Source organism: Flavobacterium sp. 3HN19-14 (assembly GCF_051373205.1).
Classification (GTDB): Bacteria; Bacteroidota; Bacteroidia; order Flavobacteriales; family Flavobacteriaceae; genus Flavobacterium.
In genome coordinates this window covers 462,824-479,017 of the sequence record NZ_JBPPZT010000001.1, presented here as the reverse complement: position 1 = coordinate 479,017, position 16,194 = coordinate 462,824, and the positions used below count along the sequence as shown (strand labels likewise).

The following is a 16,194-nucleotide window of genomic DNA, read 5'->3' as shown; positions in this document are numbered from 1 at the left end:
GTGAGCACCCGCTCACACACACAAAACTAATAAGCTAACTGCTTCTCGTGCGAAAATCTAATACGCCAAAAACAACGGTTTATAAGCGCGCCAGTGTTTGTAAATCAATATCCCGTTCAGCACGGCAACCAGAAGTGCCGGACCAATCGTATTGATATCAGTATAAAAATGGAAGAGTAAAATATTAATTGAAATCGGCACCAATGCAACCAAAGCAAATGGCACCCATTTTTAAGCAGCAGCATCGCCGCAATAATGATTTCAAATGTGCCGACAACCGGAAAAATATAGCTTACATTGAATGTGCCCGGGCTCGGTAAAAAATTAAAAAATTTATTCAGACCCGAAGCCAACAACAAAAGTCCTAAAAGCACCCTTACGATAGTGGTAAATTTTGAATTCATAATTAACGGATTTATAATTGGTTATATGGTAAAAATATAATTAAATTTTTAAATTATAATCATCTAATAACATCAAATTTTTAACTTATGCAGGATTAAATCTTAATTTTGAAAATTTATAATAATGACGTAACTTTTTTTCAATTTTGAGGACTAATTTTGAATAATCATTAAAATTTAAATCATGCAGGCACACGAAATAGACTATCAGATTTTTGGGGAAGAGATGCAATATGTTGAAATTGAGCTCGATCCGCAGGAAATTGTCGTAGCAGAAGCCGGAAGTTTCATGATGATGGACAACGGCATCCGCATGGAAACCATTTTCGGCGACGGCTCCGTCCAACAATCCGGAATATTTGACAAATTGCTTTCTGCCGGAAAAAGGATGCTTACGGGCGAAAGCCTTTTCATGACCGCTTTCATCAACGAAAACTTCAATAAGAGCAAGGTTTCATTCGCCTCGCCTTATCCGGGAAAAATTGTTGCGATTGATCTGAATCGTTTCGGCGGAAAATTCATCTGCCAGAAAAATTCGTTTTTATGTGCAGCGAAAGGCGTGGCAGTCGGCATCGAATTTTCAAAGAAATTAGGCCGGGGCTTTTTCGGAGGCGAAGGTTTTATTATGCAAAAACTCGAAGGCGACGGAATGGCTTTTGTACATTCAGGCGGAACGCTTGCGCGTAAAGAACTAATGGTCGGTGAAGTATTAAAAGTCGATACCGGCTGTATCGTCGGTTTTACAAAAGACGTCGATTATGATATTGAATTCATCGGCGGTATTAAAAATTCCCTTTTTGGCGGCGAAGGTTTATTTTATGCAACTTTGCGCGGTCCAGGGAATAGTGTATGTTCAATCATTACCATTTAGCCGTCTGGCCGACAGGATTATCGCATCGGCACCGAGAAATGGCGGAAGCAGTCGTGAAGAAGGCAGCCTTTTGGGCGGATTGGGGAATTTACTCGACGGAGACAATCGTTTTTAGGTTTAGGGTATTGGGTACAGGGTTCAGGGCGAGAACATTTTCTTAGCCCTGAACCTGTTCTTTTCATAAACATCCAGTCTTCAAGAGATTAGGGACAGTTTTTCAAGACAATCTACTTCCCCTGAACCCTGCACCCTAAATATTAAAATTCACACCCAAAATAATATTCCTTCCAATATTCGGGATACCGTCAGTTTTGAGTCGCGATAAATGTGCGATGTAAGTTTTATCGAATAAATTATTCGCATTCACATTAAATTCAAACGCCTTTTTGCCAAATTTGATTTTTCCGCCAAGACCAAGATTTACAAGTGTGTAATCATTCGATTTGGTCTCAAATCCGCTCACATTATCCTGATTGAAAGTATGCGAAACATTCAAGGTTGCAAACCCGTCTGACAGCCAGTTTTTGATGTTGAATTCCCCGCGCAGCGTATTGTTCCAGTTATTTGCAGGAATCAGGGGCAAATAGTCGCCGTTTTGTTTTTTTCCGGTAACGGTTTCAAAACTCGTCTCAAAGTGCAGCCAATCGAGCGGATGCGGGTGAAGATGCAATCCGATTTCGCCGCCATACAAATTCGCATCATTCTGCACATAATCATACACATCATTGTCCTCGCGGATTTCTCCTGTTGGCGAAGTATAGATGTAATTGTTCACGTGGTTGTAAAACCCGTTGACGAAAAACTCGAAATGGCTGTTGTTGTATTCGAGATTAAGATCGGTCTGGAAATTCTGCTCGGTATTCAAATCGTTATTGCCGACTTCATATCGGTTCGTGCCTTCGTGAACACCGTTGGAAGTCAGCTCAGCTAATGTCGGCGCGCGGAATCCCGAAGCTAAATTCAATCGCAACGTCAGATCATCGGTAAAATTTCGCTTATAACCCAACGAAGCATTAAAGCTGTCGAATGATTTGTCGAGTGCGGCGAATGAACCTTCTTCGCCAGAGATACCGTGGCTTTCACTGCTGACATTTCGGTTGTCGTATCGCAATCCCGCCTGTAGGGAATTTTTTCCAAAATCATAAGCCGCCGTTCCGAAAACCCCAAAATCATTGGTCACGGCGTCGGGAATCAGGTATTCTTCGCCTGAATTTTTATTGCTTTGGTGCATACCCTGCAATCCTGCAATCATTTCTACATTATTGAATTTCGGGAAATGGTATTTCAGGTCATAATTCAGTGTTTGCAATTTCATGTGCAAAGACGCGATATTGCTGTCTTCAAATTCACTTCTGTCGTTGGCAATGTATCCGATGTTGGCATCCAAAGTCGAATTTTTAAAGAAAAAACTGTTGTTCAAACTGAGTAAATGATTAAAAACGCCTTGTTTCGGGAATTGCGTTTTTTTGCTTTCAGATTGTTCTGCAATGCCTTCTTCAGGAATTCCCAAATCCAGATCATTGTAATTGTAACGCAATACACTCGAAAAATCCGAATTGCTGTAACCGATGCCAGCCTTGAGATCTTTTTCGTTATAACGCGTATTGGTCACACGATTGCCATCCGGGATTTTATAATCAGAATGAATGTCGTAAGTCCCGTGCACTATGAATTTCCAGTTTTCATACGACTTTTTCAAACCAAGCGAACTGCTGCTTCCCAAAGTATTTGAAAACAAACGCTGGCGGAAATCGCCTTTAAAAGTGTTGGCTTCGGCAAATTTCTCCGGATTAAAATACAAAACGCCGCCAATCGCATCCGAACCATACAATAAGGAAGCCGGCCTTTGATAACCTCGACGCTTTCTACGCCGGCATCGTTAAGGCCGAGTCCGTGTTCGTCGCCGAATTGCTGGTTTTCCAATCTTACGCCTTGCGAATAGACCAAAACACGATTCGCGCTTAGTCCACGAATTACGGGTTTTCCTATAGAAGTTCCCGTTGAAATCTGCGCTACGCCGGGAATCGTCGCCAATCCTTCGATTAAAGTAGCACTTCCTTTCTGGCGCAATGATTTGATGCTTTCGTGCTCGACTTTCATGACGTTCTGGGATTGCAGTTTGTTGAAAGCCGTCGACACGACAATCTCATCCATCTGAAAAGCAGATTGTACCAAAACAATATTAAGTGGCGAATCCTGAGACTTTAAAATTTGATTTTGCGTGACATATCCCACAAACGAAAAGCTGATTTTGATATTCCCTTCAGGCAGATTGTTGAGCGCATATTGCCCGTTGTCGTCAGTGGTGGTGCTTTTGTGCAAATCGGGCAAATAAACCGAAACGCCTTTTAAAGGCAGTTGATTGCCGTTGGTAACAATACCGGCAATTTTATTTTGGGCATGCAGCATACCCGAAAACCCTATGATTAGGGCCATGATAATTTTTTTCATTGGAAAAATGATTTTATTGTTAAAGGAAATGTATCCGGAAGATTATCCGGAATAAAGTCGGTTTAAGCAATAAAATCAGGAAGGCCGCGCAGCGAGAAAAGGCTTCCGCGGAAAAACTGGGTGATTTCCCTTGAATAAGAAAAAGTATATTTCGTCGCCACAGGAATCCGTGAAAACGAAAAGGATTGGATATCTGGCGAGATGAAATTCGCAAAAGTAAATTCGCACACAAAACAATTATCAAGATGGTGGTGCCCGTGCGTTATGATTGATTTGTTCCCGTCGAGGCTGTGTAGGCATTCTTTTATCGAAAGTTCTTCCTCAAGATGCTCATACGAGTGTATGGATTGAAAAAACATCGCGCCGACAACAGTCAGCATCAGCATAAAATTGATTATGGCGAGTTTTTTCTTCATTGGGGCAAAGGTAGGAAATCTGTTGGGGAATTAATGGGCGTTAACATTTTTTTGGAAACGCTTTGCAAGGGACACGGCTTTGCCTTTGGAATTTTGGACACGCTTCGCTTTGGATTGTTAGACTTCATAGACTTGAGGATAAATCAGAAATAATGAAAAATAAAAATGCGACTCAATCGAATCGCATTTTTTATGTTCAATCTCTAAGAAGTCTAAAGCGCAGCAGTCCAAAAATCCATAGCGCAGCAGTCTATTTAAACCAATCCGTTCGCCACCAGATATTCTGCTATTTGAACGGTATTCGTAGCAGCGCCTTTTCTCAAATTGTCAGAAACAATCCACATATTTAATGTGTTGTCCTGGCTTTCATCCTTGCGGATGCGGCCCACGAAAACATCGTCTTTTCCTTGTGCATACAATGGCATCGGATAGGTGTAAGTGTCGGTATTGTCCTGAACGGTAACGCCCGGCGTGTTGTGCAGGATTGTGCGTACTTCACTCACATCAGGAGTATTGGTGAACTCAACATTCACGGCTTCACTGTGCCCACCGACAACCGGAATCCTGATAGCAGTTGCGGAAACTTTTATCGAATCGTCGCCGATGATTTTCCGGGTTTCGCGAACGAGTTTCATTTCTTCTTTGGTGTAGCCATTGTCTTCAAAACTATCGCATTGCGGAATCGCATTCCGGTGGATTTGGTATTTGTAAGCCATATCGCCATTAACGCCAGCGTATTCATTTTCGAGTTGCTGAACGGCTTTCACGCCCGTTCCTGTAATCGATTGGTAAGTCGAAACGATGACGCGTTCTACATTATATTTTTTATGCAAAGGTGCCAAAACCATCACCATTTGAATAGTCGAACAGTTTGGGTTCGCAATGATTTTATCTTCCCTTGTCAGCGTCGATGCGTTGATTTCAGGAACAACTAATTTCTTCGATGGATCCATTCTCCAAGCCGAAGAATTATCGATTACGGTAGTTCCTGCTGCTGCAAATTTCGGTGCCCATTCAAGCGACGTTTCACCTCCGGCAGAAAATAATGCAATGTCGGCTTTCATGTCGACTGCGGTTTGCATTCCGACAACCTTATATTTTTTGCCTTTGAATTCGATTTCTTTTCCAACAGATTTTTCCGATGCAACCGGAATCAGCTCCGTTACCGGGAAATTTCTTTCGGCTAAAACTTTCAGCATTACTTCGCCTACCATTCCGGTAGCACCTACGACCGCAATTTTCATATGAATTTTGTTTTGAATGAATTTTTGTTCTGCAAAAGTAATATATTATTGTTTCAAAGTTTCAAATGGATTATAATACTAATAATCGCAAATAACAAAACTCTGCAACTTTGACACTTTCTAACTCAATCAAAAGAAAAACCGTCCAAGGGTGCGGACGGTTTAAGGTTAGAATATATAGTATAGCGGATTATCTGTTTTTTAAAGCATCGCGGATTTCCATCAATAATTTTTCTTCGTTTGACGGCGCTGGCGGTGCGGCAGGTACATCGGCTTCTTTTTTTCTTGAAGAATTGATGCCTTTAATGATCAGGAACAATACGAAAGCTACAATCAGGAAGTTGATTACGGCCGACAGGAACACGCCGTATTTAACTGTCCCGAAAATCGTAAGTTCTTCCAATTTTGACAAATGGGCTGCGTCTAAAGCGGGTTTCAACAGCAATGGCGTCAGTACATCTTCAATAAAAGAGCTGACAATTTTGCCAAAAGCGGCGCCAATTACAACCCCAATCGCGAGGTCAACAACATTGCCCTTCATGGCAAATGCCTTAAATTCAGAAATCATTCCCATAATTGTTTGGTTTTTGGTTATTAATCAGGTTTAATTTGGTATCTAAAGTAAGAAAATATTTAATATTATCGATTTATTCCCGATAAAAAACGCGTTTTACCCGCTGCGAAATACCCGTCATAATTTCGTACGGAATCGTATGCAGTTGTTCTGCAATAAAATTAATCGTCGGGCTTTCGCCGAAAACAATCACCTGGTCGCCTTCTTTGCACGGAATATCGGTAACATTCACCATAATCATGTCCATACAGACGCTTCCGGTGATGTAGGCTTTTTGGTTGTTAATGGTGACGAAACCAATGCCATTGCCCAATCCGCGCGAAATGCCATCGGCATAACCAATTGGAATTGTAGCGATCTTGGTGGGTTTTTCCGCAATAAATCTTCTTCCGTAACCCACGCTGTCGCCGGCCGGGATTGTCCGGATTTGCGAAATAATCGATTTTAAAGTACCGACATTTTCGAGTTCCTTTTGTTCTTCCGGATCGTTTGAAACGCCGTAAAGTCCGATTCCCAAGCGCACCATATCATATTGCGCCTGCGGAAAATTCGAAATTCCCGAAGTGTTTAAAATATGGCGTATCGGTTTGATTTGCAGCTCCTTCATCATTTTGGAAGACAATTTCTCAAACAAAGCAATCTGCGACAACGCAAAATCCTTGTGAACCAGATCGTCGCTGGTCGCCATGTGCGATAAAATGCTTTTCACTTTTACCGCTTTCGTTTCTTTCAAAATCGAAATCAGCGCTTCGATGTTATTTTCCTCGAAACCCAAACGGTGCATTCCGGTATCAATTTTTATATGTATCGGAAAATCCTGCAATTTCCGCTGTTTTGCAATCTGAAGAAAAGCGTTCAGTCCTTTGATGCTGTAAATTTCCGGTTCCAGATTGTGCTGGATAATCGACGCAAAACTCGTATTCTCCGGATTCAATACCATAATCGGCAATTTGATGCCGGCGTTTTTGAGCGCAATTCCCTCATCCGCGAAAGCGACACCTAAATAATCTGTGTTATGATGTTCCAGAAGTTTTGCGATTTCAAATCCGCCATTCCCGTAACCGAAAGCTTTCACCATCACCATCATTTTGGTTTCGGGTTTGAGTTTCGATTTGAAGAAATTCAGGTTGTGGCTGATGGCGTTGAGGTTGATTTCGAGAACGGTTTCATGTGTTTTTTCTTCTAATAAGGAAACGATTTTCTCGAATTCAAATGTGCGCGCACCTTTGATCAGAATGGTTTCATTCGCGAATGCCAAAGTATCGAAGGCGGCAATAAAATTGGCGGTGTTTTTAAACGTAATGGCATTTCCGAACTTGTTTTTAAAAGCCGAAATCGTTTCGCCGATACCAATAATTCTATTGATTTTATTGGAAATTACGAGTTGAGAAACTTTCGAGTACAATTCGTCAGTTCCCAATCCGCTTTGAAAAATATCCGATAAAATCAGCGTTTTTTTCTTATAATGTTTTTGCGATTCGAGAAAATCCAGTGCAATCTTCAATGACTGGAAATCAGAGCTGTAACTGTCGTCAATGAGCGTTGTGTTGTTGATGCCGTTCTTTACTTTCAGGCGCATTTCTACAGGGAAAAGCAATTCCATCCGGCTTTCAATCGTTTTGTGATCGTAACCGAAATGCAGCAAAACCATCATGCATTGGATTGCATTTTCAATCGACGCGTCGTCCTGAAACGGAATCTTGATTTCAAAATCAAAATCGTGGTAACGGACTTTCAAAACCGTCTTGTCGATGATTGATTTTTTGGTGATAAAAACGTCGGCAGATTCATCTTTGCAGCTCCACGAAAAAGTAGCAACTTTCTGGTTGATGAACGCGTCGATGGTTTTATTCTTATTGTAAATCAGCGTTTTTACATGCGGAAACAGCTTCAGTTTTTCCTTGATTTTTTCGCCTAAATTTGAAAATCCTTCGTCGTGTGCGCTTCCGATATTGGTAAGCAAACCGATTGTCGGACGTATGATGGGTTCAAGTTTCGCCATTTCATTCGTCGTTGAAATTCCGGCTTCAAAAATCCCGAGATTGTGCTTTTCGTTGATTGAAATTACCGACAACGGCACGCCGACCTGCGAGTTATAACTTTTCGGGCTTCGGATGATATTATAATCCGGGCTCAGCAAAAAATTAAGCCATTCTTTGACAATCGTTTTGCCGTTGCTGCCTGTAATTCCGATGACGGGAAAATCAAAAAGATTGCGGTAATAAGCGGCGAATTGCTGCAGTGCGTCGAGTGTGTTCTCAACGACTAAAAAATTGGCTTTTCCTTCAAGATTTTCAGGGATGTGCGTGACGACAAAATTGCGGACGCCATTGTCAATTAATTCGGGAATATAAGCATGCGCGTCGTTATTCGGGCCTACAATCGTGAAGAATAAAGTGCCCGAATTATTCTGCAAAGAACGGCTGTCAATCGAAATATTATCAATAACGGTATGCCCCGAAGTGCCAAACCACCGCGCATTTAAGATTGGGACAATATTGTGTATGGAAAGACTCATTTACAGTTTGATTTTACACAAATTGCACGAATTATCACGAATTAATTGGTGCAAATTTGTGCAATTCGTGTTTAAATTTTTCATTTGGCGGATGCTATTCCCCGATGATTTTGTCTTTAGTAACTTCGATAGCTTGTGCAGATTGCGTCCACATTGCATTAAAATAAGCAGCGCGGCTCAGCGGTTCATATTCTTCGGTTTCGCCAAGCATGACGAGTTTGTCAGAGTCAGTTTTCCGGAAGCTGTAATGCGCGAGATTTCCGGTGCGGGTGCAAACGGCATGTACTTTCGTGACATATTCGGCAGTCGCCATGAGCGCAGGCATCGGTCCGAATGGATTACCTTTAAAATCCATGTCGAGTCCGGCAACGATAACGCGTATTCCTGAATTCGCCAAATCATTACAAACGGCTACAATCTCATCATCAAAAAACTGCGCTTCATCTATGCCGACGACCTGGCAGCCCTGCGCTAAAATCCGGATATTGGCTGCTGCAGGAACCGGCGTAGAGCGAATTTGGTTGCTGTCGTGGGACACGACCATTTCGTCGTGGTAACGCGTATCAATGGCAGGCTTGAAGATTTCGACTTTTTGCTGTGCAAACTGTGCGCGTTTGAGGCGGCGAATCAATTCTTCGGTCTTTCCCGAAAACATCGAACCGCAGATGACTTCGATCCACCCGAATTGTTCTTTATGGTTGACTGTATTTTCGAGAAACATTTTTTATTTTTTGCCGCTTAAAATGAATTGTTTTTATTACTTTGTGACAGAAACAAATTTATTAAAAAAGATACGCCTTAGTCATTATAATTTCAAAAGTTATGAAAAAAAAGCTCGAAGCGGAATTGGTCAGCATCGCACACAGGATTTTACAGCTTAAAAATAAGTCAGACCTTTTGCAACTCCACAAAGAAGCACAAAATTTGTATGAAAAATTAAGTCTTTTGAAGTTTGTTGAGGAAAATTTCGCCGATGCAAAACCAACAATCGGTTATGCTGAAATAGAAGCGCAAATCGAAACAACTTTTGATAAAGAAGATAAGACTGAAACGGCTGATGTTCCGGAATGCAAAACCGAAAAACGAAACCGAGGATAAAAAGAAGATGTAACCGCTGAAGCAACAAGTCAGGAAGAAGAAAAATCTGAAGACACAGAGACGCCTGAAGCCGCCGACGAAGAGAATGCTGAAGCTGAAACGCCGGAATCTTCTGAAGAAAACACAGAGGCTGAAACTTCAGAAGAATCAGATACAGCAGCGACTGAAGAACCGGAATCTTCCGAAGAAGAAAATGCTGAAACAGCATCCGAAGAAAGTCCGTCCACGACTGATGAAATTGAAATCCCTGAAACACCGGAACAACCTGAATCGCTTGAAGAAGTGCAATCAGCATTAGAATATAACAATGCAGATGAGATTGAAGCAGGCGAAGAAATTCCGGCAGCAGAAGATGCGGGTGTGAGCGAAGCCGGCGATGCTGCACCAAAACAAGAAGATTTCGCGCCGTCATTCGAACTTGCCTTCGATAAAAAAGACGAGCCAAAAGAGCAAAAACAAATCGCATTCGAAGATTTCCTCGGACATGATTATAACGAATCATTCTTCGTAAAAGCCGGAGAAGAAAATAAAAAAGAGGCAACTCCGGTTGAAGAAAAACACGAAGAACCTGAAGAAGAACCAACTTCAAACGAAACAGAAATTCCTGTAGCTGAACCCGAAATCGTAGAAGAAGAAAAACCAAAACCGCAGGATCCTGAAGAAACCGCTCCATACAAACCGCTCAGCGAACATTTGTCAAAAACCATCACCATCGGCCTGAACGACCGCATCGGATTCGAAAAGCAATTGTTCGGTGGCAGCAGCGAAGATCTGAACCGCGTTTTGTCTCAGCTCAATACGTTTAACACTTTTGCGGAAGCACAGGATTTTATCGAAGATATGGTAAGGCCTGATTACAATTGGGACGGAAAAGACGATTACGTGCAGCGTTTCATGGATATCGTTGAAAAGAAATTTTCTTAGAATAATAAAAAAATATAACACGAATTGCACAGATTTGCACAAATTAATTCGTGTAAATTCGTGCAATTTGTGTTCAACATTAATATGGGCAAACTCTACATCGTTCCAACGCCAATCGGCAACCTCGAAGACATGACCTTCCGTGCCATACGCATCTTGAAGGAAGTCGATTTGATTCTGGCAGAAGACACGCGCACAAGCGGTAAACTGCTGAAGCATTTCGAGATTGCCACGCACATGCACAGCCATCACATGCACAACGAACATAAAACTGTCGAAAATCTGATTTCAAGATTAAAATCGGGAGAAACGATTGCGCTGATTTCTGATGCAGGAACGCCTGCGATTTCAGATCCCGGATTTTTGCTGACACGCGCTTGTGTTGAAAATAATATCGATGTGGAATGCCTGCCGGGCGCAACAGCTTTCGTACCCGCTTTGGTGAATTCCGGATTGCCGAATGACCGCTTCATATTTGAAGGTTTTCTTCCGGAAAAAAAAGGAAGACAAACGCGGTTTTTAGCTTTAGCAGAAGAAACGCGCACGATGATTTTTTATGTTTCGCCGCACAAACTCAATAAAACTCTGGCGGAATTCGTGCAATATTTCGGTGCTGAAAGGCAAATCTGCGTTTCACGGGAATTGTCGAAATTACATGAGGAAAATTACCGCGGAACTGCCGCAGCTGTACTCAAACATTATGAAAGCAAACCGGCTAAAGGCGAAATCGTAGTGGTCGTTGGCGGAAAATCTATTGCAAAAAAAGAAAAAGAATAATGGGAAATCAGATTTTGAAAAGATTACTTTTTATTGTCATAGCTCCATTTTTGATTTGCTCGTGTTCTGACAAAGATGAATATGTCGCGCCGGTTGCAAAAGTGCTCGATTTGCCAGAAACGCCTTACGATTACAGCGTAAATCTCCCGTCCTATTTCTATACCAATGATGGAAGTCCGTTGCCGACGGCGGTAACCAACACCGATAATACGCCAAGTACTAATCCCATCACCAACGAAGGCGCAACTTTAGGGCGAGTGCTTTTTTACGATAAAAACCTGAGCCAAAACCGCACAATTGCCTGCGCTTCCTGTCACAAACAAGCTGAAAGTTTTACCGACAGCGCCACCAACAGCGTGGGTTTTTTAGGCGGATTGACCAGACGGCATTCGATGACGCTTGTCAATGCACGTTTTTACCGCCGCGGCAGGTTTTTTTGGGATGAAAGGGCAGCGACTTTGGAACAGCAAGTGCTGATGCCGATTCAGGATGCCACAGAAATGGGACTGACACTCGAGGAAATCAGCGCGCGGGTTTCAGAGCAGGCCTATTATCCGGATTTGTTTACGGCCGCTTTTGGCGACAGCATTGTTACCTCTGAAAGAATTTCAAAAGCATTGGCGCAATTCGTAAGAAGCATCGTCAGCTATAATACCAAATATGATATCGGAAGGGCACAGGTTACTGCGATGGCGGCACCATTCCCGAATTTCACTGATGAAGAGAACGAAGGCAAAACACTATTCCTGAAACCTGTCGATCAAGGCGGTGGAAGTTGCTTTAGCTGTCACACTACCGAAGCTTTTGTGAATACGAATGCCGGTCAGGCGAATAACGGTCTCGATTTGGAAACGCTGACAGATTTCGGAGCACTTGAAACTTTTCCCGAAAGGGAGGATTTTACAGGTGCTTTTAAAGTAACAACACTTCGCAATATCGAATTGACCGCACCTTATATGCACGATGGCAGATTGCTGACACTTGAAGCTGTCATTAATCATTACGATCACGGCGTTCAGAACAATCCGAATCTGGGACTACACTTGCGCGATGCCAATGGAAATCCGATTCGCCTTCATTTTACAGACGCTCAAAAATCGGCGTTGCTGGCGTTTTTGAAGACACTAACTGATCATACGGTTACGACTGATGTAAAATGGAGCAGCCCATTCGTTAATTAGCGAATGTGGCGATTAGCGAATTAGGGAATGTCTTTGAGTCAAACGCCAAGATTTGTAAAAGAAAAAGAATTCCCGCTAAATAATCCCTTATCCGACAACTTCAAATCCGGAATTACCAGTAATGCCATAAAAGAAAGCGTCATGAACGGCGCATTGAGCGCGCTTCCGAGTGATTTTGCCATAGTATCGATTTCCTGATACAGCCTTCCGGTTTCCCAACCGTCTTTGTCGCTGATGATCCCGGCTACAGGTAATCCGAGGATTTTGTTTTCATCACCATTGACGGCACAAATACCGCCGGTATTTTTAATAATCAAATTTACCGCATTACAAATTTCCTCGTCACTGGTGCCAACGACAACAATATTGTGCGAATCGTGTGCTACAGAACCTGCAATCGCGCCTTTTTTCAAGCCGAAATTTTTGATGAAGGCGATTGCCGGCGGCGCTTCGTGGTAACGGTTGACAACGGCTATTTTGAGAACGTCATTTTCAATGTCTGAAATAATTTTTCCATTTTCAATCAGCGGTTTTTCGTGAATTTCGTTGGTAATCAATTGTCCTTCCAATGCTTCAATCACGCGGATTTTCGCCGCATTGCTTTTCACCTCAAAATCTTCGGGTTTTTTAAAATTGACATTAAAATTGTTCGGCTTTTCAAAAGCAACATCTTTCACAAATGATTTGCCATTTTCTGAAACCAATTCGGCATTAACGTACGTCTGCAGTACCTTGAAGTCAGTCAGATCTTCCAAAACCACAAAATCGGCAGCGTCATTCTCGCGCAGCAAACCGACATTCATATTATAATGTAAAACCGGATTGATGCACGCCATCTGCAAAATTTTAAAAATATCGAATCCCATTGCAACGGCACGTGCGCAAAGCGAATTGATGTGCCCGACAATCAAGTCATCGGGATGCTTGTCGTCTGAACAGAACATCATATTTTCGTAATGTTCCGGCAAAAGTGAAATGAGCGCGTCGAAATTCTTGGCAGCACTTCCTTCGCGTATGAGGACTTTCATGCCGAGCGATAATTTTTCCTGCGCTTCCGCAAAAGTGAAGCATTCGTGATCGGTCGTGATTCCGGCGCAAATATATTTCTGTAATTGCTCGCCACGCAATCCCGGCGCATGGCCATCAATCGGTTTTCCGGATCTTTTGGCGTATTCGATTTTTTTCAGCACTTGTTCATCGTCGAATAAAACGCCCGGATAATTCATCATTTCGGCGAGGTAATAAATGTCTGAAGAAGCCATCAGTTCTTTAATTCCTTCCGCATCGATTACGGCGCCTGCAGTTTCAAAAGACGTTGCCGGAACACAGGAAGGCGCGCCAAAATGAAATTTGAAAGGCACTTTCTTTCCGTTTTCAATCATATAATAAACGCCGGATTTCCCCAAAACATTGGCAATTTCATGCGGATCGGAAATCGTGCCCACAGTTCCGTGAATGACGGCGATTTTTGCAAATTCCGAAGGAACTAACATCGAACTTTCAATATGGATGTGTGCATCGATGAAACCCGGCAAAATATAGTTCTTGTTATTGTGTTCTTTGGATTTTACGGCAATGATTTTTCCGTTTTCGACCGTAATTTCACCCGGATAAATATTCCGGTTGAAGATGTCGACGATTTGTCCTTCGATTTGCATTGGATATGATTTTTGAAATTACAAGTAACGAAATTTATCTTGAAAAATTCGTATTTTTGAATCATTATACACCATTCAAAATTATATATATGCGCTGGAAACTTCAACCCGAACCCAATCCTGAAAAGGTACAACAACTCGCCCAATCCTTAAATACTGACGAACTCGTTGCCCAATTGCTGTTGCAGCGCGGCATCGAAAACTTTGAGCAGGCAAGACAATTTTTCCGTCCAAGTTTAGACGACCTTCACAATCCGTACCTGATGAAAGATATGGATAAAGCGGTGCTTCGCATCGAATCGGCGATTAAAAACGAAGAAAATATTTTAATTTTTGGTGATTATGATGTTGACGGAACGACAGCAGTTTCGCTGATGGCATCGTATCTGAAAACGATTTACCCCAATGTCGCGACTTACATTCCCGACCGTTATGATGAAGGCTACGGCATTTCTTATAAAGGGATCGATTATGCTGACGACAACGGAATTTCATTGATTATTGCGCTCGACTGTGGTATCAAATCAATTGAACACATCGCTTACGCGAAAGCAAAAAACATCGATTTTATCATTTGCGACCACCACCGTCCTGGAAATATTTTGCCCGATGCAGTTGCGGTTTTAGATCCGAAACGCGAAGATTGCAGTTATCCTTATGACGAGTTGTGCGGTTGCGGCATCGGTTTTAAATTGATTCAGGCATTGGGTGCTGAACGAGGGCAAACCGTTGATGATTTACTGCCGTATTTAGATTTGGTGGCGACGGCAATCGCAGCCGATATTGTTCCGATTACGGAGAAAACCGGGTTTTGGCACATTTTGGATTGCAGGTGATTAATACGTCTCCGCGCCCCGGAATCAAAGCCTTAATCCACCAGATAAAAAAGCAAACGCTTGATATTACTGATGTGGTTTTTATCATTGCACCAAGAATCAACGCTGCCGGAAGGATCAAACACGGTAATCATGCGGTGGAATTATTGAGTGAATTCGATTTTGAACAGGCGCAGCAATTCGCCTCTGAAATCGAAAAATACAACGCAGACAGAAAAGAACTCGATAAACAAATTACGAAAGAAGCACTTTTGCAAATTGAAGAAAACAATGAGGCAGCACATTTTACGACAGTCGTTTTTAACGAAAACTGGCACAAAGGCGTTATCGGAATTGTGGCTTCCCGATTAATTGAAACCTACTACCGTCCCACTTTGGTTTTTACGAAAAGCGGCGATAAATATGCGGCTTCGGCGCGTTCTGTGCCCGGATTTGATGTATATAACGCGCTCGAAGCCTGTGCGGAACATCTCGAACAATTCGGCGGACACATGTATGCGGCAGGAATGACTTTGAAGGAAGAAAATTATCAAATTTTCAAAAATGCATTCGAAACGATTGTGCGCGATACCATTCATCCCGATATGCAGACACCGGAAATTGCGATTGATGCCGAGATTAATTTTGAGGAAATTACGCCGAAACTGATTCGGATTCTGAAACAATTCGAGCCTTTCGGACCGCAAAACAGAACGCCGGTCTTTGTATCGAAAAACCTTATTGATACCGGTTTTGCCAAAACCATGGGAGAATCCGATGAACACCTACGGCTTTTTGTAAAGCAGCATGACTCGGAAGGATTTGCTGCTGTTGGTTTCGGTCTTGGAAAAAAAATCGACATTACAAAGCATCGTAAACCATTCGAAGCGGCGTTTTGCATTGATGAAAATGAATGGAACGGGAATGTTTCGACGCAATTGCGGTTGAAAGATATTCGATGAATTGAACGCGGATTAGAACGGATTTACGCGGATGGTCGCAGATTTCGATGTTTGTGGATAGGAACTACGAAAAAAAATCCGCGGCCATCTGTGACCATTCGCCAAAATCCTCGTTCGAAAATTTAGCATAGTATTATTTAGAATTAATACAAATAATGTTACATTTGTGTCAGACAAAACTACAATGAGGCAAATAAAGCAAATTTATAAGAATGATTTCGGAATGGCCTTCTACTAGAAAAATCGGGAAGAAGTCGCTGCTGATCGCGTTCAGCTTGTCTTTAAGGAAACCGGATTTCAT

The 16,194-nt window shown here is 42.3% G+C and carries 12 protein-coding genes and 3 pseudogenes; 6 read left to right on the top strand and 9 right to left on the bottom strand.

Annotated features, from left to right (window positions below):
* Nucleotides 1-57 precede the first annotated feature (57 nt).
* Complete coding sequence (locus ACSLFW_RS02480) at nucleotides 58-225, bottom strand: hypothetical protein (RefSeq protein ID WP_436554500.1); 168 nt, start codon at nucleotides 223-225, stop codon at nucleotides 58-60.
* 363 nt (nucleotides 226-588) lie between these two features.
* Here ACSLFW_RS02480 and ACSLFW_RS02475 point away from each other — a divergent pair.
* Nucleotides 589-1,390, top strand: a pseudogene (locus ACSLFW_RS02475) (TIGR00266 family protein).
* Between the two features lie 135 nt (nucleotides 1,391-1,525).
* Here the strand turns inward: ACSLFW_RS02475 and ACSLFW_RS02470 are convergent.
* From ACSLFW_RS02470 to ACSLFW_RS02445, 6 genes and pseudogenes are all read right to left on the bottom strand, one after another.
* Nucleotides 1,526-3,726 (bottom strand): annotated as a pseudogene (locus ACSLFW_RS02470) (TonB-dependent receptor).
* A gap of 62 nt (nucleotides 3,727-3,788) precedes the next feature.
* Nucleotides 3,789-4,142 (bottom strand): hypothetical protein, encoded by a 354-nt coding sequence (locus ACSLFW_RS02465; protein WP_436554499.1) that lies wholly within the window; start codon nucleotides 4,140-4,142, stop codon nucleotides 3,789-3,791.
* A gap of 254 nt (nucleotides 4,143-4,396) precedes the next feature.
* The gene (locus ACSLFW_RS02460) at nucleotides 4,397-5,386 is read right to left on the bottom strand and encodes an aspartate-semialdehyde dehydrogenase (RefSeq protein ID WP_436554498.1); all 990 of its coding nucleotides are present in this window, start codon (nucleotides 5,384-5,386) and stop codon (nucleotides 4,397-4,399) included.
* A gap of 190 nt (nucleotides 5,387-5,576) precedes the next feature.
* Nucleotides 5,577-5,960 (bottom strand): large conductance mechanosensitive channel protein MscL, encoded by a 384-nt coding sequence (mscL, locus tag ACSLFW_RS02455; protein WP_436554497.1) that lies wholly within the window; start codon nucleotides 5,958-5,960, stop codon nucleotides 5,577-5,579.
* A 73-nt stretch (nucleotides 5,961-6,033) separates the two neighbouring features.
* The gene (locus ACSLFW_RS02450) at nucleotides 6,034-8,478 is read right to left on the bottom strand and encodes a bifunctional UDP-N-acetylmuramoyl-tripeptide:D-alanyl-D-alanine ligase/alanine racemase (RefSeq protein ID WP_436554496.1); all 2,445 of its coding nucleotides are present in this window, start codon (nucleotides 8,476-8,478) and stop codon (nucleotides 6,034-6,036) included.
* A 94-nt stretch (nucleotides 8,479-8,572) separates the two neighbouring features.
* Nucleotides 8,573-9,199 carry a thymidine kinase gene (locus ACSLFW_RS02445; RefSeq protein ID WP_436554495.1) on the bottom strand — a complete coding sequence of 209 codons (627 nt, stop codon included), beginning with the start codon at nucleotides 9,197-9,199 and terminating at the stop codon, nucleotides 8,573-8,575.
* 101 nt (nucleotides 9,200-9,300) lie between these two features.
* Here ACSLFW_RS02445 and ACSLFW_RS02440 point away from each other — a divergent pair, with 101 nt between their 5' ends.
* Entirely contained in the window at nucleotides 9,301-9,576 is a 276-nt protein-coding gene (locus tag ACSLFW_RS02440) for a hypothetical protein (protein WP_436554494.1), read from the top strand.
* A gap of 29 nt (nucleotides 9,577-9,605) precedes the next feature.
* Here the strand turns inward: ACSLFW_RS02440 and ACSLFW_RS02435 are convergent, their stop codons facing one another.
* Entirely contained in the window at nucleotides 9,606-9,803 is a 198-nt protein-coding gene (locus tag ACSLFW_RS02435) for a hypothetical protein (protein ID WP_436554493.1), read from the bottom strand.
* A 55-nt stretch (nucleotides 9,804-9,858) separates the two neighbouring features.
* Between ACSLFW_RS02435 and ACSLFW_RS02430 the strand changes: the two genes are divergently transcribed.
* From ACSLFW_RS02430 to ACSLFW_RS02420, 3 genes are all read left to right on the top strand, one after another.
* Nucleotides 9,859-10,500, top strand: a complete 642-nt coding sequence (locus ACSLFW_RS02430) for a hypothetical protein (RefSeq protein WP_436554492.1) — start codon at nucleotides 9,859-9,861, stop codon at nucleotides 10,498-10,500.
* A gap of 84 nt (nucleotides 10,501-10,584) precedes the next feature.
* A complete protein-coding gene (gene rsmI / locus ACSLFW_RS02425; RefSeq protein ID WP_436554491.1) occupies nucleotides 10,585-11,277 on the top strand; it encodes a 16S rRNA (cytidine(1402)-2'-O)-methyltransferase in 693 nt (230 codons plus the stop codon).
* Nucleotides 11,277-12,458, top strand: a complete 1,182-nt coding sequence (locus ACSLFW_RS02420; protein WP_436554490.1) for a cytochrome-c peroxidase — start codon at nucleotides 11,277-11,279, stop codon at nucleotides 12,456-12,458. The genes rsmI and ACSLFW_RS02420 overlap by 1 nt, the downstream gene beginning before the upstream one ends.
* A 38-nt stretch (nucleotides 12,459-12,496) precedes the next feature.
* Here ACSLFW_RS02420 and ade read toward each other — a convergent pair whose 3' ends face one another.
* A complete protein-coding gene (gene ade / locus ACSLFW_RS02415; protein WP_436554489.1) occupies nucleotides 12,497-14,116 on the bottom strand; it encodes an adenine deaminase in 1,620 nt (539 codons plus the stop codon).
* A gap of 89 nt (nucleotides 14,117-14,205) precedes the next feature.
* Here ade and recJ point away from each other — a divergent pair.
* Nucleotides 14,206-15,893 (top strand): annotated as a pseudogene (gene recJ, locus ACSLFW_RS02410) (single-stranded-DNA-specific exonuclease RecJ).
* The last annotated feature ends 301 nt before the right edge of the window (nucleotides 15,894-16,194 follow it).